Source organism: Cereibacter johrii (genome assembly GCF_001720585.1).
GTDB lineage: Bacteria > Pseudomonadota > Alphaproteobacteria > Rhodobacterales > Rhodobacteraceae > Cereibacter_A > Cereibacter_A johrii.
The window spans coordinates 1-21,709 of the sequence record NZ_MABH01000023.1 but is presented as its reverse complement, the minus strand read 5'-3'; the positions used below and the strand labels follow the sequence as shown (position 1 = coordinate 21,709).

Here is a 21,709-nt window from a genome sequence, read left to right as displayed (position 1 = left end):
CCTCGCGGCCCCTGCGCCAACGCGCTCCCGCGCCACCTCCGCTCCGATCCCCGCACTCCCCCGGCCGCGGCCGCACCCCCCTTCCGCACCTTTCACTCTGCCCAAATATCCCGGGGGTGCGGGGGCAGCGCCCCCGCGCGCGCTCTCCCCTCGCGCCGGCCGCGCCGGGACGGAGACCGACGCCGTTCTGCCCGGACCATCCGCCGCACCCCCATGTCGCCTTTCGCGGCGAAAGCGTCGTGTTCTTTTCTGCTGGACAGCCGCTTTGCCGCCGGGCTAGGTGAAAGCCACAGGATCGGGAGAATCCGGGGGCGACCCCGGTGCCGAAGGAGCAACCGCCCCGGTAAACTCTCAGGCGCAAGGACCGTCCTGTTTCGAAGACTCTGGAGAGAGGCCGGACGGCCCGCCGAAGGGATAACGATCTCAGGCGCAAGGGACAGAGGGGGCACTGCGGGACGGGGAACCGTCCGTGCGGTGCCGCGCATTCCGCCGGCATCGGACCAAGGAGGGCGGCGTGAGCGACGAAACCCCAGGGCTGCGGCGGTTGCCGCTGCATGATCTGCATGTCCGCTTCGGCGGGCGGATGGTGCCCTTTGCCGGCTGGGAAATGCCGGTCCAGTATCCGGCGGGCGTGATGAAGGAGCACCTCCACACCCGCACCGCGGCCGGGCTCTTCGACGTGAGCCACATGGGCCAGCTTCTCCTGCGGCCCCGGGGCGGGATGGCCGCACTCGGCGCCGCCTTCGAGAGGCTGATGCCGGTCGATGTGCTGGGTCTGGCCGAGGGCCGCCAGCGCTACGGGATCCTCACCACCGAGACCGGCGGTATCCGCGACGACCTGATGTTCGCCAACCGGGGCGACCATCTCTATGTCGTGGTCAATGCGGCCTGCGTGGCCGAGGACACGGCGCATCTGCGCGCGGCGCTCGGCGAGGCGGCCGAGGTGGTGTCGGTGGACGACCGCGGCCTTCTCGCCCTGCAGGGCCCCGCCGCCGAGGCCGCGCTGGCCTCCCTCGTTCCGGCCGCGGCCGCGATGCGCTTCATGGATGTGATCGCGGCCGACTGGCAGGGTGCCGAACTCTGGATCTCGCGCTCGGGCTATACCGGCGAGGACGGGTTCGAGATCTCGGTTCCGGTCGCGGCGATCACCGCCTTCGCCGAGGCGCTGCTCGCCCGCGAGGAGGTGGCCCCGATCGGGCTCGGCGCGCGCGACAGCCTGCGGCTCGAGGCCGGGCTCTGCCTCTACGGCCACGATATCGATACGACCACCTCGCCGGTCGAGGCGGGCCTCGCCTGGGCGATCCAGAAGGCCCGGCGGCCCGGCGGCGCCCGCGCGGGCGGCTTTGCCGGCGACCAGCGCATCCTCGCCGACCTCGAGACCGGGCCCGAGCGTCTGCGCGTGGGGCTGGCGCCTTCGGGCCGCGCGCCGATGCGCGAGGGAACCGAGCTCTTCACACCCGACAGCACGCCCGTCGGCCGTGTCACCTCCGGCGGCTTCGGACCCTCGGTCGAGGCGCCGATCGCCATGGGCTATGTGGCAACCTCCCACGCCGCCTCCGGCACGGCGCTCATGGGCGAGGTGCGCGGCAAGCGCCTGCCCGTGACGGTTGTCGATCTTCCTTTCCGACCCTCCACCTACAAACGCTGAGGCTGAAGATGAAATACACCAAGGAGCATGAATGGCTGCGGGTCGAGGGCGACCTCGTCGTGGTCGGCATTACCGAACATGCGGCGACGCAGCTCGGCGATGTCGTGTTCATCGAGCTGCCCGAGATCGAGACCGTGGTCGCGGAGGGCGACGAGGTGGCGGTGATCGAGAGCGTGAAGGCCGCCTCGGACATTTCGGCGCCGATGGACGGCGAGATCGTCGCGGTGAACGAGAAGCTCGTCGACAAGCCCGGCCTCGTCAACGACGACCCGATGGCCGCCTGGTTCTTCAAGATGAAGGTCGACGACCTGTCGGTGCTCGACGACTTCATGGACGAGGACGAATATCAGGATCTGATCGGCTGAATCATGAGCTTCACCCCCACGGACTATAACGCCTACGATTTCGCCAACCGCCGGCACATCGGCCCGTCGCCCTCCGAAATGGAAGAGATGCTGCGCGTGGTGGGGGTGTCCTCGCTCGACCAGCTGATCGAGGAGACGGTGCCCGCCTCGATCCGGCAGGAGACGCCGCTCGACTGGGCGCCCTTGGCCGAGCATGAGCTGCTGGCCCGGATGCGCGAGGTGGCCGGCAAGAACCGCGTGATGACCTCGCTCATCGGGCAGGGCTATTACGGCACGGTCACGCCGCCCGCCATCCAGCGCAACATCCTCGAGAATCCGGCCTGGTACACGGCCTATACGCCCTACCAGCCCGAGATCGCGCAGGGGCGGCTCGAAGCGCTGCTGAACTATCAGACGATGGTCGCGGACCTCACCGGCCTGCCGGTCGCCAATGCCTCGCTTCTCGACGAGGCGACGGCGGCGGCCGAGGCCATGACGATGGCCGAGCGCGCCTCGAAGTCGAAGGCGCGGGCCTTCTTCGTCGATGCCGACTGCCATCCGCAGACGATCTCGGTCATCCGCACCCGCGCCGAGCCGCTGGGCATCGAGGTGATCGTGGGCCATCCCGCGCAGCTCGTGCCCGAGGATGTGTTCGGCGCGCTCTTCCAGTATCCCGGCACCTACGGGCTCGTGCGCGACTTCACCCGCGACATTGCCGCGCTGCACGAGGCGAAGGCCCTGGCCGTGGTGGCGACCGATCTGCTGGCGCTCTGCCTCCTCAAGGAGCCGGGCGCGATGGGCGCCGACATCGCCATCGGCTCGAGCCAGCGGTTCGGCGTGCCGATGGGCTACGGCGGCCCGCATGCGGCCTTCATGTCCTGCAAGGACGATCTGAAGCGCTCGATGCCCGGCCGGCTCGTCGGCGTCTCGGTCGATGCGCGCGGCAACAAGGCCTATCGTCTGGCGCTTCAGACCCGCGAGCAGCATATCCGCCGCGAGAAGGCCACCTCGAACGTCTGCACCGCGCAGGCGCTTCTGGCCGTCATGGCGAGCTTCTATGCCGTCTTCCACGGCCCCCGCGGCCTGCGCGCCATCGCCGAGCGGGTGCATCTGAACACCGTCCGCCTGGCCACCGCGCTGAAGGAGGCGGGCGCCCGCGTCAGCCCCGAGGCCTTCTTCGACACGATCACCGTCGAGGTGGGCGTGGGGCAGGCGGGGATCCTCGCCGCCGCGCGCCACCGGGGCATCAACCTGCGCAAGGTGGGCCGCGACCGGGTGGGGATCTCGCTCGACGAGACGACCGATGCCGGCGTGATCGCGCGCGTGCTCGATGCCTTCGGGATCCACGAGCCCGCGCCGGCGAAGGTGGGCCTCGGCTTCCCCGAGCCGCTCCTGCGCGAGACGGGTTATCTCTCGCATCCGGTCTTCCAGATGAACCGCGCCGAATCCGAGATGATGCGCTACATGCGCCGCCTCTCGGACCGCGACCTCGCGCTCGACCGGGCGATGATCCCCTTGGGCTCCTGCACGATGAAGCTCAATGCCGCGGCCGAGATGATGCCCATCACCTGGCCCGAATTCGGCACGCTGCATCCGTTCGCGCCGGCCGATCAGGCCGCGGGCTATCACGAGGCCATCGGCGATCTGGCCGAGCGGCTGTGCCGGATCACCGGCTACGACGCCATGTCGATGCAGCCGAACTCCGGCGCGCAGGGCGAATATGCGGGGCTTCTGACGATCCTCGCCTATCACCGGGCGCGGGGCGACGCGGACCGCACGATCTGCCTCATCCCGGTCTCGGCGCATGGCACCAACCCGGCCTCGGCGCAGATGGCGGGGATGAAGGTCGTCGTGGTGAAGTCGGCGCCGAACGGCGACGTGGATCTCGAAGATTTCCGTGACAAGGCGGCGGCGGCGGGCGACCGGCTCGCGGCCTGCATGATCACCTATCCTTCGACCCACGGCGTCTTCGAGGAGACCGTGCGCGAGGTCTGCCGCATCACCCACGAGTATGGCGGTCAGGTCTATATCGACGGGGCCAACATGAACGCGATGGTGGGCCTCGTGCAGCCCGGCGCCATCGGCGGCGACGTGAGCCACCTCAACCTGCACAAGACCTTCGCCATTCCGCATGGCGGCGGCGGCCCCGGCATGGGGCCCATCGGGGTCAAGGCGCATCTCGCGCCCTACCTGCCGGGCCATCCCGAGGTGACGGGGCCGCTGACCGGCGGCCATGACGAGGCGGCCGAAGAGGGGCCGGTCTCGGCCGCGCCCTATGGGTCGGCCTCGATCCTGCTCATCTCCTGGGCCTATTGCCTGATGATGGGTGGCGAGGGGCTCACGCAGGCGACGCGCGTCGCGATCCTGAACGCGAACTATATCGCGGCGCGGTTGCGCGGGGCCTACAAGGTGCTGTTCATGGGCAACCGCGGGCGCGTGGCCCACGAGTGCATCCTCGACACCCGCCCCTTCGCCGAGGCGGGCGTGACGGTGGACGATATCGCCAAGCGGCTGATCGACAACGGCTTCCACGCGCCGACCATGAGCTGGCCCGTGCCGGGGACGCTGATGGTCGAGCCCACGGAGTCCGAGACCAAGGCCGAGATCGACCGGTTCGTGGCGGCGCTGCTTGCGATCCGCGAGGAGATCCGCGCGGTCGAGGAGGGCGAGATTGCCGCCGCGGACAGCCCGCTGCGCCATGCGCCGCATACGGTCGAGGATCTGGTGGCGGACTGGGACCGCAAATATCCGCGCGAACAGGGCTGCTTCCCGCCGGGCTCGTTCCGGGTCGACAAGTACTGGCCGCCCGTCGGCCGGGTCGACAATGCGTGGGGCGACCGCAACCTCGTCTGCACCTGCCCGCCGGTGGAAAGCTACAGCATGGCCGCGCAATAGCGCGGGCCCCTTCGGGAACGGAAAAGGGCGGGGATTTCCCCGCCCTTTCTCGTGTCGGCGACCTTCGGGTATCGGTTCCGCGGGGATCCCGGGTTATCCGACCCTCTGAAGCCCGGGTGCGGTCGGCGCCCGAGCTTCGGCCGGCTCGGAAGAAGGGGTTCCCTCTCCCGAAGAGGCGCTGGTCAGGCCGCGCGGGACTGGGGCGCGAAGCGGGCGTAGAAGCTCTCGCCCTTGCCGGCCATCTCGACCAGCAGCTTCGGCGGCGCGAAGCGGGGGCCGTGACGCTGGGCCAGCCCCTCGCAGATCTCCACCGCGCGCGGCGCGCCGATCATGTCGAGCCAGCTGAAGGGGCCGCCCGACCAGGGCGCGAAGCCCCAGCCGAGGATGGCGCCCACGTCGCCCTCGCGGATGTCGGTCAGCACGCCCTGCTCGAGCGCGCGGACCGCCTCGAGCACCTGCGCGAAGAGAAGCCGGTGCTGCACCTCGGCAAGCTCGGGCTGCGCCTCGGCCAGCGGCCAGCGGTCGGCGAGGCCCGTCCAGAGCCCGTCGCGCTTGCCGGCGGCGTCATAGGCATAGAAGCCCGCGCCCGCCTTGCGGCCAAGCCGCCCCTCTTCCGCCAGAGGGAAGATCACCGCATCCACCGCCGCGTCCGGATAGGCCTCGCCCATGGCGGCCTTCGTGGCCTTGGCGATCTTCACCCCGAGGTCGATCGAGGTCTCGTCCACCAGTTGCAGGGGGCCGAGCGGCATCCCCACCAGCTTGGCCGCATTCTCGATCAGCGCCGGCGCCACGCCCTCGGCCACCATGCGGATCCCCTCGTTGAGATAGGGGATGATGCAGCGGTTGGCATAGAAGAAGCGCGCATCGTGGACGACGATGGGGGTCTTGCGGATCTGGCGCACGAAATCGAGCGCCTTGGCCACGGCGCGGTCGCCGGTGGCCTTGCCGCGGATGATCTCGACCAGCATCATCTTGTCCACCGGCGAGAAGAAATGGATGCCGATGAACTGCGCCGGATCGCGGCTGGCCTTGGCGAGGTCCGAGATCGGCAGGGTCGAGGGGTTGGTCGCGAAGATGCAGTCGGGGCCGACCGCGGCCTCGACCTTCTGTGTGACCTCGGCCTTCACGGCGGGATCCTCGAACACCGCCTCGACGATCAGGTCGCAGCCCGAGAGGGCGGCATAATCGGTGGTGGCGGCGATCCGGCCCAGCACCTCGGCCTTCTTCTCGGCCGAGACCTTGCCCCGCTTCATCCCCTTGTCGAGGAGACCTTCCGAATGCGCCTTGCCGCGGTCGGCCGCCTCCTGCGTCGCGTCGATCAGCACCACCTCGATGCCGGCGTTGGCCGCGACATGGGCGATGCCCGCGCCCATCATGCCCGCGCCGATCACGCCCAGTTTCCGGACCGACTGGTCGGGCAGGGCAGGGCGGACGGCGCCCTTCTCCAGCGCCTCCTTGTTGATGAAGAGCGACCGGATCATCGCCGACGAGGAGGGATTCATCAGCACATGGGTGAACCAGCGCGCCTCGATCTTCAGCGCCGTGTCGAAGGGCACGAGAGCGCCCTCGTAGACCGCGGCGAGCAGGCCCTTGGCGGCCGGATAGACGCCCATCGTCTTGCCCGTCACCATGGCCGAGGCGCCGACGAAGGTCATGAAGCCCGCCGGATGGTAGGGCGCGCCGCCGGGCATCTTGTAGCCCTTGGCGTCCCAGGGCTTCACCAGATCCGCGTCCTTGGCGCCAAGCACCCATTCCTTCGCCCGCGCGAGCAGCTGGTCGGCAGGCACCACCTCGTCGACCACACCCATGGCCTTGGCGCCCCTGGGATCGTTGAGCTTGCCCTCGAGGAGGAGGGGCGCCGCCATCATGGCGCCGAGCTTGCGGACGAGCCGCGTCGTGCCGCCGCCGCCGGGGAAGATCCCCACCATGATCTCGGGAAGGCCGATCTTGGCCTTGGGATTGTCGGCCGCGATGATGCGGTGGCAGGCCAGCGGCAGCTCGAGCCCGAGGCCGAGGGCCGTGCCGGGCAGGGCCGCCACGATGGGCTTGCCCCCCTTCAGCGTCTTCGGATCCATGCCCGCGCGCTCGATCCGGCGCAGGACGGCATGCATCTCCATCACGCCCTCGAACACGGCCCGGGCCGGATCGGCGCCGCCCTCCTGCTTCATGCGGGCGATGACATTGAGATCCATCCCCGCCGCGAAATCCTTCTTGCCCGAGGTGAGGATCACGCCCTTGACGGAAGCATCGCCGAGCGCTGCGGCGATCAGCCCGTCGAGCTCGGCAAATCCCGCCATCGACATGACGTTCATCGACTTGCCGGGCACGTCCCAGGTGATGGTGCAGACCCCGTCCGCGTCGGTCCGGCTGGTGAAATCGGTCATCTGGTGGCCCTCCCTCAGACGCGTTCGATGATGGTGGCGGCGCCCATGCCCGAGGCCACGCAGAGCGTGGCGAGGCCCACCGAGCGGTCGGTGCGCTCGAGCTCGTCGAGGAGCGTGCCGATGATGATGGCGCCGGTCGCGCCCAGCGGGTGACCCATGGCGATGGCGCCGCCGTTCGGGTTCACGCGGGCGGGATCCACGCCGAAGGCCTGCTGGAAGCGCAGGACGACCGCCGCGAAGGCCTCGTTCACCTCGAAGAGGTCGATGTCCGAGATCTGCATCCCGGCCTCGCGCAGGATCTTCTGGGTCACGGGCACCGGGCCCGTCAGCATGATCGTGGGATCGGTGCCGATCTTCGCCGTGGCGCGGATGCGCGCGCGCGGGCGCAGGCCATGGGCCTCGCCGAAGGCGCGGCTGCCGATCAGCACGGCCGCGGCCCCGTCCACGATGCCCGAGGAGTTGCCGGCGTGGTGGATATGCTCGACCCGCTCCAGCTCGGGATATTTCATCAGTGCGAGCTTGTCGAAGCCCGGCATCTGCTCGCCCATCTCCTTGAAGGCGGGCTTCAGCGCGCCCAGCGACTGCATGTCGGTGTTGGGCCGCAGATATTCGTCGCGCTCGAGGATCGCCACGCCGTTCTGGTCGCGCACCGGCACGACCGACCGGGCGAAGCGCCCCTCGGCCCAGGCCGCCGCGGCGCGCCTCTGGCTTTCCACCGCCAGCGCGTCGGCCTCGTCGCGGCTGAAGCCGTAGCGGGTCGCGATGATGTCGGCCGAGATGCCCTGCGGCACGAAATAGGTCTTCATGGCGAGCGAAGGGTCGGCCGCCACGGCCGCCCCGTCCGAGCCCATGGCGACGCGGCTCATCATCTCGACGCCGCCCGCGATATAGGCCTCGCCCGCGCCGGCGCGCACCTGGTTCGCGGCGAGGTTCACCGCCTCCATCCCGCTCGCGCAGAAGCGGTTGATCGAGAGGCCGGGGATCGTCTCGTCGAGGTCCGACAGCAGCACCGCCGAGCGCGCGAGGCAGCCGCCCTGTTCGCCCACCTGCGTGGCATTGCCCCAGATCACATCCTCGACCGCGGCGCCGTCGAGATGGTTGCGCTCCTTGACCGCGTTCAGCACCTTCGCCGACAGCGCGACCGAGGTCACCTCATGCAGCGCGCCATCGGGCCGGCCCTTGCCGCGCGGGGTGCGCAGGGCGTCGTAGATATAGGCTTCCGTCATCTGTCCTCCTCGGCCGGATGTCGGGATCCGGCTCTCGTGGTCGGTGCGCGCGCCGCGGGGGCGCGCCGCGTCATTCTTCGGGGGCCTGATGCGAGACGACCCGGCTCAGAAGCTCGGGCCGCGTGGCATGATCGGGCAGGGCCGCAAGACCGCCGAGCCAGCCCAGGCGGCCCTCGATCCCGTGGTTGGCGACGGGGCGGAAGTCGAAGCCCGCAAGCGTGCCCGCCATCAGTTCGGTCGTATCGTCGCTGCGATAGAAGAGGGGGGTGCCGCAGGTGGCGCAGAAGCCGCGCTCGGCCACCGAGGACGAGGCCCAGACGGCGGGGGTGCCCTCCCAGACCACGTCGGCTGTCGGCACTTCGAGGAGCGGCGCGAAGGCGTTGCCCGTCGCGCGCTGGCACATGCGGCAGTGGCAGACCGTCGATTTCTTCGGCCCGGCGGGGACACTGTAGCGCACCCCGCCGCACTGGCACCCGCCGCGGGCGGCGGGTTCGTCTCTCCATCCCTCGCGCATCGGGCCCTCCCCGGCCAATCCGTGCTTCAGAAGGCTTCGGCGGGCAGTCCCATCACCGGCTCCGCCCCGCTCTCGATCCGCGCCAGATGCAGCGCGGTCGCGGGCAGGTGCCGCGCCATGTAGTAGCGGCCCGTCGCGATCTTGGCCTCGAGCGCGTCGCGGTCGCCCCGGCCCGCATCGAGCGCCGCCATCGCGGCCCTGGCCATCTGCGCCCACATGTAGCCGAGGCACAGATGCCCCATCATGGTCATGAAGTCGTAGGAGCCCGCCAGCGCCTCGTCGGGGTTCTTCATCCCCTTCTCGGCGAAGAACATGGCGGCCTTCTGCGTGTCCTTCGAGGCCTGCTTCAGCGGCTCGAGGAAGCCCTTCAGCCGGGCATCCTCCTCGTTCTCCTTGAGGAAGCTGCGGATCATCTGGAAGAAGGCCATCGCGGGCTTGCCGCCCTCGGCCGCGAGCTTGCGGCCCACGAGGTCGAGCGCCTGAATGCCGTTCGCGCCCTCGTAGATCATGGCGATCCGCGCGTCGCGGACGAACTGGCTCATGCCGTTCTCCTCGACATAGCCATGGCCGCCCCAGACCTGCTGCGCGGCCACCGCGCTCTCGAGACCCTTGTCGGTCTGGAAGCCCTTGATGACGGGCGTGAGCAGCGAGATCAGCCCCTCGGCCTCGGCATCCCCCTGCCGCACCGAGCGGTCGATGAGCTGCGCGCCCCAGAAGGTCAGGGCGCGCGCGCCCTCGACGAAGCTCTTCTGATCCATCAGGTTGCGGCGGATGTCGGGGTGGACGATCAGCGGATCCGCGGGACCGGCCGTCGTGCCCTGACCCGAGAGCGAGCGGCCCTGCAGCCGGTCGCGGGCGTAGGCGACCGCATTCTGATAGGCGGTCTCGGCCACGGCATAGCCCTGCAGCCCCACGCCGAGCCGCGCCTCGTTCATCATCGTGAACATGGCGCGCATCCCCTTGTGGAGCTCGCCCAGAAGCCAGCCCTTCGCGCCGTCGTAGTTCAGCACGCAGGTGGCATTGCCGTGAATGCCCATCTTGTGCTCGATCTTGCCCACCGTGACGTTGTTGCGCTCGCCCAGCGAGCCGTCCGGGTTCACCAGATATTTCGGCACGATGAAGAGCGAGACGCCCTTCGTCCCCTCGCCGCCGCCGGGGGCCTTGGCGAGCACGAGGTGGACGATGTTCTCGGCCATGTCGTGATCGCCGGCCGAGATGAAGATCTTCTCGCCGGTGACGAGATAGGAGCCATCCTCCTGCGGCTCGGCCCTCGTGCGCATCATGCCGAGATCCGTGCCCGCATGGGGCTCGGTCAGGTTCATGGTGCCGGTCCAGTCGCAGCTGACCATCTTCGGCAGCCAGGTGCGCTTCTGCTCCTCGGTGCCATGGGCATGGATCGCCGAATAGGCGCCGTGGGTCAGGCCCTGATACATGTTGAAGGCCATGTTGGCCGAGACGAAGATCTCGCCCACCGCCGTCTGCATCACATAGGGCAGGCCCTGACCGCCGTAGGCCGGGTCGCAGTCGAGCGCGGTCCAGCCGCCTTCCTTGAGCTGGGCGAAGGCCTCGGCGAAGCCCTCGGGCGTGCGCACCACGCCATTCTCCAGCCGGCAGCCCTGCATGTCGCCCACGCGGTTGAGCGGCGCCAGCACATCGCGGGCGAGCTTGCCCGCTTCTTCCAGCACGGCGGAGGTGAAGTCGGGCTCCAGCTCGTCATAGCCCGGGATCCCCGAGCCGGAGACCTTCAGCACCTCGTGCAGGATGAACTGCATGTCGGTCACGGGCGCGTTGTAGATCGGCATTCGTTCCCCCCTCTGCCGCTTATTCGGCCGCAGCGCGGCGGAAGGCGGCCAGCGCCTCCTCGCCCCAGGCCAGTTGGTCCTTCAGCTCCGCGATCGCCTCATCGAGCTCGGCGCGCTGCCGCTCCATCTGCTCGAGCCGCTGCTGGGCCACCTGATAGGTGCGCGCCAGTTGCAGCTCCTGGCTGCCGTCGCGGTCGTAGAGGTCGAGAAGCTGGCGGATCTCCTCGAGGCTGAAGCCGAAGCGCTTGCCGCGCAGGATCAGCTTCAGCCGCGCGCGGTCGCGCCGCGTGAAGAGGCGGCGCGTGCCGTCCCGGATCGGGAACAGCAGCTCTTTCGACTCGTAAAATCTCAGCGTGCGCGGCGTCACATCATAGGCGTCGCACATCTCGCGGATGGTCATCACGTCGCTGGTCATCACTCTCTCGCAGGCTCTGGACGGGCTTCGACAGCCTTCCAGATGGATCGCCCGGACAGAGATACCAGAGTGCTTGACGTTGACGTAAACGTGACGTGACGTCAAATCGTCCCGTGACGTCGTGTCAGCTTTCGGGGGCCGCCAGTTCTGCCGCGGTCGAGTCCCGAAGGGCCTGCAGATCGGCGATCGCGACCTCGAGCTCCGCCCTCTGCCGGGCCAGTTCCTTGAGCTGCCGGTCGGCCATCTCGATCCAGGCCTCGAGCTGCGGCCGGGTGCCCTTCTGCTGATAGATGAGCAGCCACTGGCGGATCTCCTCGAGCCCGAATCCGAAGCGGCGCCCGCGCAGGATCAGGGTCATCCGCGCGATCTCGCGCGGGCCGTAGAAGCGGGCGCGGCCCTCCTTCTCGGGCTGCAGAAGCTCGATATATTCGTAGTAGCGCAGGGTCCGCGGCGTGACGTCGAACCGGGCGCACATTTCCTTGAAGGTGAGGCGGGTATCGGACATGGGCTTCCTCCGTGGCCGCACCGTAAGCCGTCGGTCCGGCGGGTGCAATCTGGCCTTGCGGCCCGCGCGCGATGGGCGATTATGCAGGCCCCTGAAGAAGGTGACCCATGACCGACATCGCGCTCGCCCGCCAGTTCATCGAGGCCATTCCGCATTCCCGCGCGCTCGCCATGCAGCTCGACGAGATCGGCGCGGGCCGGGCGGTCATCTCGATGCCGTGGGACGCGCGCTTCGTGGGCGACCCGTCGACGGGGGTGATCCATGGCGGCGCGGTCTCGGCGCTGATGGATACGGCGAGCGGGGCCGCGGTCATGTCGCATCCCGAGGCCGGGGCCACGACGGCCACGCTCGATCTGCGCATCGACTACATGCGTCCCGCCGCGCCCGGCCAGCGCATCCGGGCGGTGGCCGAATGCTACCATGTCACCCGCACCGTGGCCTTCGTGCGGGCCGTGGCCACCGACGAGGACGAGACGCGCCCCGTCGCCACCGCGACCGGCGCCTTCACCGTCGAGCGCGCGCGTGCCGCAGCCGGGGATCCGGCCCGCGCCACCGCGGCCGTGGCGGGTGCCGCCGAAGCCGGGGAGGCCGCCGAATGACCCGCGCCCAGCCCGAACCCGTTCAGGTGGTCAAGCAGCGGCGCGATGCGGCGCTGCGCGCGCTCGTCTCGGGCGTGCCCTACATCACCTATCTCGGCATCCAGTTCGACCGGCGCGGCGACGAGTTGACAGCCGTGCTGCCCTTCGACGAGAAGCTGATCGGAAATCCGATGCTGCCCGCGATCCACGGCGGCGTAACGGCGGCCTTCCTCGAGGTGGCCTCCATCATCGAGCTCTCCTGGTCGGTCCTCTGGCACGAGATGGAGCAGGGGCGTCTCGATCCCGACCAGATCGAGGCCCGGCTGCCGCGGCTGCCCAAGACGATCGACTTCACGGTGGATTACCTCCGCTCGGGCCTGCCGCGCGACGCCTATGCGCGGGCGCGGGTGAACCGCTCGGGCCGCCGCTATGCCAGCGTCCATGTCGAGGCCTGGCAGGACAACCGCCTGCGGCCCTTCGCACAGGCCACGGGGCACTTCCTGATGCCTGCGCGGAATGAGTGACAGGCCGGCGGTCGCGCCGCCCGAGCTCACCCATGCCCGCATCCTGCGGATGGCGCTGCCCATCGTGATCTCGAACGCGACCGTGCCGCTTCTGGGCGCGGTGGACACGGGCGTGGTGGGCCAGCTCGGGCAGGCGGCGCCCATCGGGGCGGTGGGGCTCGGCGCCGTGGTGCTGGCCACGCTCTACTGGATCTTCTCGTTCCTGCGCATGGGCACCTCGGGGCTGGCCGCACAGGCCCATGGCGCGGGCGACGAGGCCGAGCGGTCGGCCATCCTCCTGCGCTCGCTCCTGATCGGGCTCGGGGCGGGGCTCTGCTTCATCCTGCTGCAGCTTCCGGTGATCTGGGCCACCTTCCGCGTGGCGCCGGCCTCGGCCGAGGTCGAGGCGCTGACCCGGACCTATCTCTCGATCCGGATCTGGGGGGCGCCCGCGACCATCGGGCTCTATGCCGTCACCGGCTGGCTCGTGGCGCTCGAGCGGACGCGCGGCATCCTCGTCCTCCAGCTCTGGATGAACGGGCTGAACATCGGGCTCGACCTGCTGTTCGTGCTGGGGCTGGGCTATGGCGTGGGCGGCGTGGCGGTGGCCACGCTCATCGCGGAATGGACGGGCCTTGCGCTCGGGCTCTGGCTCTGCCGCGACGCCTTCGGCCCGGTGCTGGCCGCCGCCCGCGCGCGCCTTGCCGATGCCGAGGCGATCCGGCGGATGCTGGGCGTGAACCGGGACATCATGATCCGTTCGGTGCTGCTTCAGGGCAGCTTCACCGCCTTCGTCTTCCTCGGCGCGGGCTTCGGCGACGTGACGCTGGCCGCGAACCAGGTGCTTCTGCAGTTCCTCGAGGTTTCGGCCTATGCGCTCGACGGCTTCGCCTTCGCGGCCGAGGCGCTGGTCGGGCAGGCGGTGGGCGCGCGCTCGGTCGGCCGGGTGCGGCGGGCCTCGATCATGCTCGGCCAGTGGGGCGCGGGCGGGGCCGCGCTGATCGCGCTCGGGATCGCGCTCTTCGGCCCGGCGGTCATCGACCTGATCTCGACCGCGCCCGAGGTGCGGGCCGAGGCGCGGGCCTATCTGCCCTGGCTCGTCGCCGCGCCGCTGATCGGGGGGGCGAGCTGGATCTTCGACGGCATCTTCATCGGCGCCACGCGGACGCGCGAGATGATGCAGGCCATCATGGTCTCGGTCACGCTCTACGGGCTGGCGCTTCTGCTCTTCGTGCCGCTCCTCGGCAACCATGGGCTCTGGGCCGCGCTCGCGGTCCTGAATGCCGCCCGCGGCGTCACCATGGCCCTCCTCTATCCGCGGGTGGAGCGGTCGGCGGCCCCGGCCTGACCGGCCGGGCCTTGCGTCAGCGCACGAAGCGGAAGGCGGCCGAGGCGCCCCAGCCTGCGGCCACGGCCATCACGAGCGACAGGAGCCCGTAGATCAGAGGCTGCTCGTGGGCCAGCGCATGGATGAAGCGTTCGACCCCCGCCTTCTGCACGCCGATGGAATCCTCGAACACATCGACCACATGGCCGTCGCGGGTGAGGAAAACCTGCACGTCATAGTCGCCCTCGATCAGGTTCGCGGGCAGCTGCACGTCGGTGCGGAAGAGCGTGCCCCCCGTCACCCGCACCATGCCCTCGGCCATCACATACCGGTCCTCGCGGGTGCGGATCCGCTCCAGCGCCTCGACGAAGCTCGGCGCATTCTCGGCCTGCGCGCTGATGCCGATGGCGCGGATCGCGCGCGGGATGGTGATCTTGTAGCGCAGGTTGTCGGTGGCCGAGAGCACCTCGTCCAGCGGACCCGACGTGGCCACCGCATAGAAGCTCGGCGCGCGGCCGATGCGCACCTTCTCGCGGTTGATCCAGATGCCGAGGCGGCGCTCCTTCTTGCGCACCATGACCTGCGTGGGCGGGCCCGAGACCGTCACGATCACGCCGAGATTGCCCTCGGGCTCGGGGCTGTAGCGCTGCACCGCGCCATAGATCATGATCTGCGAGCCCTGGAAGTCGGCGGTGATCGCCACGCGCGTCTCGGACAGGCCGAGCACGATGCGCTCGTCCTGCGCCAGCGCGGCCGGCGCCGAGAGGGCGAGGATCAGGACCAGCAGGCGGATCACGGCAGCACCCCCACGGTCAGGCTGTAGAGTTCGTTCGGGCGGATCAGCAGATCCGCCGCGATCTTGCCGCAGACGGCGAGCACGAGAAGCGACAGCAGGATGCGCAGCTGCTCGGCGCGCAGGCGCACCCCGATCCGCGCGCCGATCTGCGCCCCCACCACACCGCCCACGATCAGCAGGAAGGCCAGCGCCATATCGACGGTCTGGCTGGTCACCGCATGCATGACGGTGGTGAAGGCGGTGACGAAGATGATCTGGAAGAGCGAGGTGCCGATCACGATCTTGGTGGGCATCCCCAGCAGGTAGATCATGGCCGGCACCATGATGAAGCCGCCGCCCACGCCCATGATCGCGGCGAGAAAGCCCACGAAGGCCCCGACCAGAAGCGGGGGGATCACCGAGATATAGAGCCCCGAGGCGCGGAACTTCATCTTGAAGGGCATCTTGTGCGCCCAGCCGTGCTGGCGCGCGCGCTTGACCGGCGCATCGGGGCGGCGGGCGCGGCGGAGGGCGCGCACGCTCTCCTGCAGCATGAGCGCGCCCACCAGGCCGAGGAACAGGACATAGGCCAGCTGGACGAAGAGATCGACCTGCCCCAGCGTGTTCAGCCGGGCGAAGACCGCCACGCCGAAGGCCGATCCCGCCATGCCTCCCGCCAGCAGCACCAGACCCATGCGGAAATCGACCGTCTTGCGCTTGAGCTGCGCGAGCACCCCCGAGACGGACGAGGCCACCACCTGATTGGCGCCGGTGGCCACCGCCACGGCCGGCGGAATGCCGATGAAGAACAGAAGCGGCGTGATGAGAAAGCCTCCTCCCACGCCGAACATGCCGGACATGAAGCCGACGATCCCGCCGAGCCCGAGGAGGAGGAAGATATTGACCGATACCTCGGCGATGGGCAGGTAAAGCTGCATGGGGCCGTTCATGGGGGGAGGGGACGGGCTCAAGACATGCGCGCTGCGGCATGGCTTGTCAAATGACGGGGGCGCGCGTGTCCCTCATCGCAGGCGGCGGAGAAATTCCCTGAGCAGCGTCTCGAGCTTGGCGGCCCCGAGCGGCGCCATGGCCTTGGTGTGTTCGTGGCTGATGGCCTCGTCCGAGAGGCCCGCGCCCATGTTGGTGACGGTCGAGATGGCCGCGACCTTCAGCCCGAGGAACCGCGCGAGGATCACCTCGGGCACGGTCGACATGCCGACCGCATCGGCGCCCAGAACCCGGGCCATGCGGATCTCGGCCGGGGTCTCGAACGAGGGGCCCGAGAACCAGGCATAGACGCCTTCGCCCAGGGGAACGCCTGCCGCTTCGGCGGCCTCGCGCAGCCGGGCGCGGAGGCCCGGGTCGTGCGCATCCGTCATCGGCACGAAGCGCGCCTCCGACGGCTCGCCGATCAGCGGGTTCGCGCCCGAGAGATTGATGTGGTCCGACAGCAGCATGAGGCTGCCCGGCGGCAGGTCCGCCCGCAGGCTGCCCGCGGCATTCGTGGCGATCAGCGCCTCGGCGCCCAGATGCTTGAGCACCGCGAGGGGCACCCGCATGGCGGCCGGATTGCCGCTCTCGTAGTAATGCGCCCTCCCGCCGAAGACCGCGACCCGCACCCCCTCGAGGTCGCCCACCACGAGCCGCGGCTGATGGCCCGAGACGCCGGCCTCGGGAAAGCCCGCGAGCTCCTCGTAGGGCAGCGACACGCCCTCGACGGCCTCCGCCAGATGGCCGAGGCCCGAGCCCAGCACGAGGCCGAGCCGCACCGGCCGGTGTCCCGCCCGGGCGCGGATCAGGCTTGCGAGCCGTTCGACCTGCATCTCAGCGCTCCTTCACATAGGGTTGGCCGCCCGCACGCGGCGGGATCGCCTTGCCGACGAAGCCGGCGAGGATGATGACCGTGAGAATGTAGGGAAGCGCCTGCATGAACTGCACCGGAAGCGGCAGACCCCAGAGATTGAGCGACTGATATCGGTTGGCGACCGCCTCGAGCAGGCCGAAAAGCATGGTGGCCCCGAGCGCCTGCCAAGGACGCCACTTGGCGAAGATGAGGGCCGCGAGCGCGATATAGCCGCGTCCGGCGGTCATCTCCTTCACGAAGCCCGCCGAGAGGCTGCAGGCCAGATAGGCACCGGCGAGCCCGGTGAGGAGCCCGCAGATCGCCACCGCCGCATAGCGGATGCCCACGACGGACACGCCCGCCGTGTCGACGGCGGCCGGGTTCTCGCCCACCGCGCGCAGCCTCAGGCCGAAGCGGGTGCGGTAGAGCAGCCACCAGGAGGCGGGCACCGCGAGCAGCGCCACATAGACCAGCGCCGTATGGCCCGAGATCAGCTCGCGATAGACCGGCCCCAGCACCGGCACGCCGCGCAGCTCCTCGGCGAAGGGCAGCGTGATCGGCGCGAAGCGCGCGGCCCCCTCGAGCGAGGGCGTGCGGCCGCCGAGCGCGAACCAGTATTGGCCGAGCAGCACCGTCAGTCCGGAGGCGAGGAAGTTGATCGCCACCCCCGAGATCAGCTGATTGCCGCGGAAGGTGATCGAGGCGAGCCCGTGGATCGCCGACATCAGAAGCGAGGCCACGATCCCCGCGACGAGCCCGAGCCAGACCGAACCCGTGACGAAGGCCACCGCGGCGGACAGGAAGGCCGCCGCCAGCATCTTGCCCTCGAGCCCGATGTCGAAGATGCCCGCCCTTTCGGAGAAGAGCCCGGCGAGACAGGCCAGAAGCAGCGGCGTGCCGAGGCGGATGGTGGAATCGAGGATCTGGAGGAGGGTCGGCAGATCCATCATTTCGCCCCTTTCCGCGCGCGCAGGAACAGGGCCTCGACCGGCTGGCGCACCATGTTGTCGAGCGCGCCGGTGAAGAGGATCACCAGCGCCTGGATCACGGTGATGAGTTCCCGCGGGATCGAGGTCCAGAGCGCGAGCTCGGCGCCGCCCTGATAGAGGAAGCCGAAGAGGAGCGCCGCGAGCAGCACGCCGAACGGATGCGACCGTCCCATCAGCGCCACGGCGATGCCGATGAAGCCCGCCCCCTCGACCGAATTCAGCACCAGCCGCTCGGCCTCGCCCATCACGTTGTTGATCGCCATCAGCCCCGCGAGCGCGCCCGAGATCAGCATGGCGAGCATGGTGATGCGGACGGGCGAGATCCCGGCATAGACGGCGGCCTTCTCGGACTTGCCGAAGGCGCGGATCTCGTAGCCGAGCCGTGTGCGCCAGATCAGCGCCCAGACGAGGAAGCAGGCGCCGAGCGCGATGAAGAGGGTGACGTTGGCGGGGGTGGTCTTGGCGAAGGGAATGCCCACGGCCGTCAGCATGTCGCCGATGCCGGGCAGGCTGGTCGCGCCCGGAAAGCGCGCCGTCGCCGGATCCATGCTGCCCGTCGGGCGCAGCACATTGACGAGGACGTAGTTCAGAAGCGAGGCGGCGATGAAGTTGAACATGATCGTCGTGATGACGATGTGGCTGCCGCGCCGGGCCTGAAGCCAGGCGGGCACGGCCGCCCAGGCCGCGCCGAAGGCCGCCCCCATGGCGGCCGCCCCGATCAGCGCCAGCGACCAGTGCGGCCAGGGCACGAAGAGGCAGGCCAGCGCCACGCCGAGCCCGCCCAGCGTCGCCTGCCCCTCGCCGCCGATGTTGAACAGGCTCGCATGGAAGGCCACCGCGACCGCAAGGCCGGTGAAGATGAAGTTCGTGGCGTAATAGAGCGTGTAGCCCCAGCCGTAGCTGGAGCCGAGCGCCCCCGTCACCATGATCTTCAGCGCCTCCCACGGATTCTCGCCGATGGCGAGGATCACGCCCGAGGAGATGGCGAAGGCCACCGCGAGCGAGATCAGCGGCACGAGGAGCGCATCGGCCCAGGCAGGCATCCTCTCCATCAGGCGGCCCCCCTCGTGCCGTCCATCCCGGCCATCATCAGGCCCAGCTCGCGCTCGTCGGTCCGGGCCGGATCGCGCAGGCCCATGATCCGCCCGTCGAACATCACCGCGATCCGGTCCGAGAGGCTCATGATCTCGTCGAGCTCGACACTCACCAGAAGGATCGCCTTGCCCGCATCGCGCAGCGCCACGATCTGCTTGTGGATGAACTCGATGGCGCCGATATCCACTCCCCGCGTGGGCTGGCCGATCAGCAGCAGATCCGGGTTGCGCTCGATCTCGCGCGCCACGATCAGCTTCTGCTGGTTGCCGCCCGAGAAGTTCTTGCCCGCAAGCGCGGGCAGGGGCGGGCGCACGTCGAAGCGCGCCATCTTGCCCTCGCATTCGGCCCGGAGCGCGTCATTGTCCATGAAGAACCGCCCCGCCCGATATTCGGGGGCATCCTGATAGCCGAAAGCCACATTCTCCCAGGCGGCGAAATCGAGGATCATGCCCAGATGCTGCCTGTCCTCGGGCACATGGGCGATGCCCGCGGCCCGCCGCGCGCGCCCGTTGCAGCCGCGCCCCGACAGGTCGAGCTCGGTCCCGTTCAGCCGCACCCGACCCGTGCCCTGCGCGATCCCGCCCAGAAGCTCCAGAAGCTCCGACTGGCCGTTGCCCGCCACGCCCGCGATGCCGAGGATCTCGCCCGCGCGCAGCGTGAGGCTCACGCCCTTCAGCCGCTCGACCCCGTGGCCGTCGCGCACCCGCAGATCCTCGATCTCGAGCACGGTCCGGCCCGGCGCGGCCGGCGCCTTGTCCACCCGCAGAAGCACCTTGCGCCCGACCATCAGCTCGGCCAGCGCCTCGGGGCTGGTCGCCTCGGTGCGCACCGTGGCCACCATCTCGCCGCGGCGCATCACGCTCACCTCGTCGGTGATCTCCATGATCTCGCGCAGCTTGTGGGTGATGAGGACGATGGTCTTTCCTTGAGCCTTCAGCCCCTTGAGGATGCGGAACAGATGGTCCGCCTCGGCAGGCGTCAGCACGCCCGTGGGCTCGTCGAGGATCAGGATGTCGGCCTGCCGGTAGAGCGCCTTCAGGATCTCGACCCGCTGCTGGTGGCCCACCGACAGATCCTCGACCAGCGCATCGGGATCGACGTCGAGCTCGTAATCCTCGGCAAGCCGCGTCAGCTCCCGGCGGGCCCGGGCCAGCGAGGGGCGCAGCAGGGCCCCCTCCTCGGCCCCGAGAACCACATTCTCGAGGACGGTGAAATTCGGGACCAGCTTGAAATGCTGGAACACCATGCCGATGCCGGCGCGGATGGCGCTCTGGCTGTCGGGAATGGGGGTCGGGCGGCCGCCGATCAGGATCTCGCCCGCGTCCGCGCGATAGAAGCCGTAGAGGATCGACATGAGCGTCGACTTGCCCGCGCCATTCTCGCCCACGATGCCGTGGATCGTGCCGCGCGCGACCCGCACGCTGATGTCGCCGTTCGCCTGCACCGGCCCGAAGGCTTTCGAGATCCCCCGCAGCTCGATGGCCGGGGGAAGGGCGGCCGCCTCCGGCCGCCCCTGAGCCTGCCGCTCGGCCATTCAGAAGGTCGCGGCGGGGCAGGTGTTGTCGGTCATGTAGTCGTGCACCTCGATCTCGCCCGACTTGATCTTCTCGGCCGCCGCATCGATCGCGGTCTTCATCTCGTCGGTGACGAGCGAGGCATTGTTCTCGTCGAGCGCATAGCCCACGCCGTCGCCCTTGAGATCGGCCACCACCGTGCCCGTCTCCAGATCGGTGCCGGACTTGAACGCCTCGTAGACGGTATTGTCCACGCGCTTGATCATCGAGGTCAGCACCTTGCCCGGATGCAGGTGGTTCTGGTTGCTGTCCACGCCGATCGAGAGCACGTTCTCGTCCGCAGCGGCCTGCAGCACGCCCATGCCGGTCGAGCCCGCGGCGGCATAGATCACGTCCGCGCCCTGCGAGACCTGCGACTTGGCCAGCTCGGTGCCCTTCACCGGGTCGTTCCAGGCCGCGGGCGTCGTGCCCGTCATGTTGATGATGATCTTGCCATCGGGCTTCACCGCCTTGAAGCCCTGCGCATAGCCGCAGGCGAACTTGCGGATCAGCGGGATGTCCATGCCGCCCACGAAGCCCACCGTGCCCGACTTCGAGGCCATCGCAGCCATCATGCCCACCAGATAGGATCCCTCATGCTCGGAGAAGACGACCGAGCGGACGTTCGGCTGCTCGACCACCGCATCGATGATGGCGAATTTCGTGTCGGGATAGTCGGGCGCCACCTTGTCGAGCACCTCGCCGAAGGCAAAGCCCGTCATCACGATCGGGTTCGAGCCGGTCTCGGCCAGCCGGCGCAGCGCCTGCTCGCGCTGGGCCTCGGACTGCATCTCCAGCTCCTTGTAGGAACCGCCGGTTTCCTCCTTCCAGCGCTGCGCCCCGTTGAAGGCCGCCTCATTGAAGGACTTGTCGAATTTGCCCCCGAGATCGAAGATCAGCGCCGGATCGGCCAGCGCCGCCCCTGCCGTCAGCGCAAGAGCCGCGGCAGTGCCGGCAAGGGTCTGGAATAGGGTCATGGAGCTCTCCCGGTTGTCGTTGGCGCGGCCGGCTCTTTGCCCGTCCGGTCGCGGCAGGTCCGGGTCAATCTAGGGCTGAACGACGGAACAGGGTCAACAGGATTCTGTGAGGCCCGCGCGGCGCTTCCGCGGCGTCCCGCGCCTGCCGCGGCGTCAGCCGACGGGGCGGCTCATCACCAGCGCATCGATGGGCCGGCCCTCGGGGGTGCGGTAGTAGCCGCGCCGCCGCCCGGCCTCGGCAAAGCCCGCGGCGCGGTAGAGGGCAAGCGCCGGCTCATTGTCGGCCGCCACCTCGAGAAAGGCGCTGTCGGCGCCCCGGGCACGGGCCGCCGCGAG

20 protein-coding genes and 1 riboswitch are annotated in these 21,709 nt (G+C 69.5%); of the genes, 6 read left to right on the top strand and 14 right to left on the bottom strand.

The genetic code is table 11. The features are described 5' to 3' along the window. Positions 1–285 precede the first annotated feature (285 nt). Positions 286–377: riboswitch (glycine riboswitch) on the top strand. A gap of 137 nt (positions 378–514) precedes the next feature. Genes gcvT through gcvP form a run of 3 tightly spaced genes read left to right on the top strand, consistent with a single transcriptional unit; the run spans position 515 to position 4,887 of the window. Beyond that, on the top strand, positions 515–1,648 hold the full coding sequence (gene gcvT, locus A9O63_RS00910) for a glycine cleavage system aminomethyltransferase GcvT (RefSeq protein ID WP_069330230.1): 1,134 nt from the start codon (positions 515–517) through the stop codon (positions 1,646–1,648). A gap of 8 nt (positions 1,649–1,656) precedes the next feature. Next, complete coding sequence (gcvH, locus tag A9O63_RS00905) at positions 1,657–2,013, top strand: glycine cleavage system protein GcvH (protein WP_002719352.1); 357 nt, start codon at positions 1,657–1,659, stop codon at positions 2,011–2,013. 3 nt (positions 2,014–2,016) lie between these two features. Next, positions 2,017–4,887: an aminomethyl-transferring glycine dehydrogenase gene (gene gcvP / locus A9O63_RS00900; RefSeq protein ID WP_069330229.1), complete on the top strand. Its 2,871-nt coding sequence runs from the start codon at positions 2,017–2,019 to the stop codon at positions 4,885–4,887. Positions 4,888–5,069: 182 nt separating this feature from the next. Here gcvP and A9O63_RS00895 read toward each other — a convergent pair whose 3' ends face one another. From A9O63_RS00895 to A9O63_RS00870, 6 genes are all read right to left on the bottom strand, one after another. Then, a complete protein-coding gene (locus A9O63_RS00895; protein ID WP_069330228.1) occupies positions 5,070–7,271 on the bottom strand; it encodes a 3-hydroxyacyl-CoA dehydrogenase NAD-binding domain-containing protein in 2,202 nt (733 codons plus the stop codon). Between the two features lie 14 nt (positions 7,272–7,285). Beyond that, on the bottom strand, positions 7,286–8,497 hold the full coding sequence (locus A9O63_RS00890; RefSeq protein ID WP_069330227.1) for an acetyl-CoA C-acetyltransferase: 1,212 nt from the start codon (positions 8,495–8,497) through the stop codon (positions 7,286–7,288). Positions 8,498–8,567: 70 nt separating this feature from the next. After that, complete coding sequence (locus tag A9O63_RS00885; RefSeq protein WP_069330226.1) at positions 8,568–9,011, bottom strand: GFA family protein; 444 nt, start codon at positions 9,009–9,011, stop codon at positions 8,568–8,570. Positions 9,012–9,037: 26 nt separating this feature from the next. After that, entirely contained in the window at positions 9,038–10,813 is a 1,776-nt protein-coding gene (locus tag A9O63_RS00880) for an acyl-CoA dehydrogenase C-terminal domain-containing protein (RefSeq protein WP_069330225.1), read from the bottom strand. Between the two features lie 19 nt (positions 10,814–10,832). Next, positions 10,833–11,228 (bottom strand): MerR family transcriptional regulator, encoded by a 396-nt coding sequence (locus tag A9O63_RS00875; RefSeq protein ID WP_002719358.1) that lies wholly within the window; start codon positions 11,226–11,228, stop codon positions 10,833–10,835. Between the two features lie 124 nt (positions 11,229–11,352). Then, positions 11,353–11,733 (bottom strand): MerR family transcriptional regulator, encoded by a 381-nt coding sequence (locus tag A9O63_RS00870; protein ID WP_069330224.1) that lies wholly within the window; start codon positions 11,731–11,733, stop codon positions 11,353–11,355. A gap of 107 nt (positions 11,734–11,840) precedes the next feature. Here A9O63_RS00870 and A9O63_RS00865 point away from each other — a divergent pair, with 107 nt between their 5' ends. Genes A9O63_RS00865 through A9O63_RS00855 form a run of 3 tightly spaced genes read left to right on the top strand, consistent with a single transcriptional unit; the run spans position 11,841 to position 14,162 of the window. Beyond that, complete coding sequence (locus A9O63_RS00865) at positions 11,841–12,332, top strand: PaaI family thioesterase (RefSeq protein ID WP_069330223.1); 492 nt, start codon at positions 11,841–11,843, stop codon at positions 12,330–12,332. After that, on the top strand, positions 12,329–12,835 hold the full coding sequence (locus A9O63_RS00860) for a PaaI family thioesterase (protein ID WP_002719361.1): 507 nt from the start codon (positions 12,329–12,331) through the stop codon (positions 12,833–12,835). Before A9O63_RS00865 ends, A9O63_RS00860 begins: the two co-directional genes overlap by 4 nt. After that, positions 12,828–14,162, top strand: coding sequence for an MATE family efflux transporter (locus tag A9O63_RS00855; RefSeq protein WP_069330222.1), 1,335 nt, complete (start codon positions 12,828–12,830; stop codon positions 14,160–14,162). Before A9O63_RS00860 ends, A9O63_RS00855 begins: the two co-directional genes overlap by 8 nt. A 16-nt stretch (positions 14,163–14,178) precedes the next feature. Here A9O63_RS00855 and A9O63_RS00850 read toward each other — a convergent pair whose 3' ends face one another. From A9O63_RS00850 to A9O63_RS00815, 8 genes are all read right to left on the bottom strand, one after another. After that, on the bottom strand, positions 14,179–14,937 hold the full coding sequence (locus A9O63_RS00850) for a TIGR02186 family protein (protein WP_069330221.1): 759 nt from the start codon (positions 14,935–14,937) through the stop codon (positions 14,179–14,181). Beyond that, positions 14,934–15,854: a sulfite exporter TauE/SafE family protein gene (locus tag A9O63_RS00845; protein ID WP_069330220.1), complete on the bottom strand. Its 921-nt coding sequence runs from the start codon at positions 15,852–15,854 to the stop codon at positions 14,934–14,936. Before A9O63_RS00845 ends, A9O63_RS00850 begins: the two co-directional genes overlap by 4 nt. Before the next feature lie 84 nt (positions 15,855–15,938). Beyond that, entirely contained in the window at positions 15,939–16,739 is an 801-nt protein-coding gene (locus A9O63_RS00840; RefSeq protein ID WP_069330219.1) for a purine-nucleoside phosphorylase, read from the bottom strand. A gap of 1 nt (position 16,740) precedes the next feature. Continuing rightward, the gene (locus A9O63_RS00835) at positions 16,741–17,709 is read right to left on the bottom strand and encodes an ABC transporter permease (RefSeq protein WP_084295492.1); all 969 of its coding nucleotides are present in this window, start codon (positions 17,707–17,709) and stop codon (positions 16,741–16,743) included. Then, positions 17,706–18,800 (bottom strand): ABC transporter permease, encoded by a 1,095-nt coding sequence (locus tag A9O63_RS00830; RefSeq protein ID WP_069330217.1) that lies wholly within the window; start codon positions 18,798–18,800, stop codon positions 17,706–17,708. Before A9O63_RS00830 ends, A9O63_RS00835 begins: the two co-directional genes overlap by 4 nt. Then, the gene (locus tag A9O63_RS00825; protein ID WP_069330216.1) at positions 18,800–20,377 is read right to left on the bottom strand and encodes an ABC transporter ATP-binding protein; all 1,578 of its coding nucleotides are present in this window, start codon (positions 20,375–20,377) and stop codon (positions 18,800–18,802) included. The genes A9O63_RS00830 and A9O63_RS00825 overlap by 1 nt, the downstream gene beginning before the upstream one ends. Next, entirely contained in the window at positions 20,378–21,373 is a 996-nt protein-coding gene (locus tag A9O63_RS00820; RefSeq protein WP_069330215.1) for a BMP family lipoprotein, read from the bottom strand. Between the two features lie 153 nt (positions 21,374–21,526). Next, the coding region (locus A9O63_RS00815) for a GNAT family protein (RefSeq protein ID WP_459561993.1) at positions 21,527–21,709 on the bottom strand (183 nt) is incomplete at its 5' end.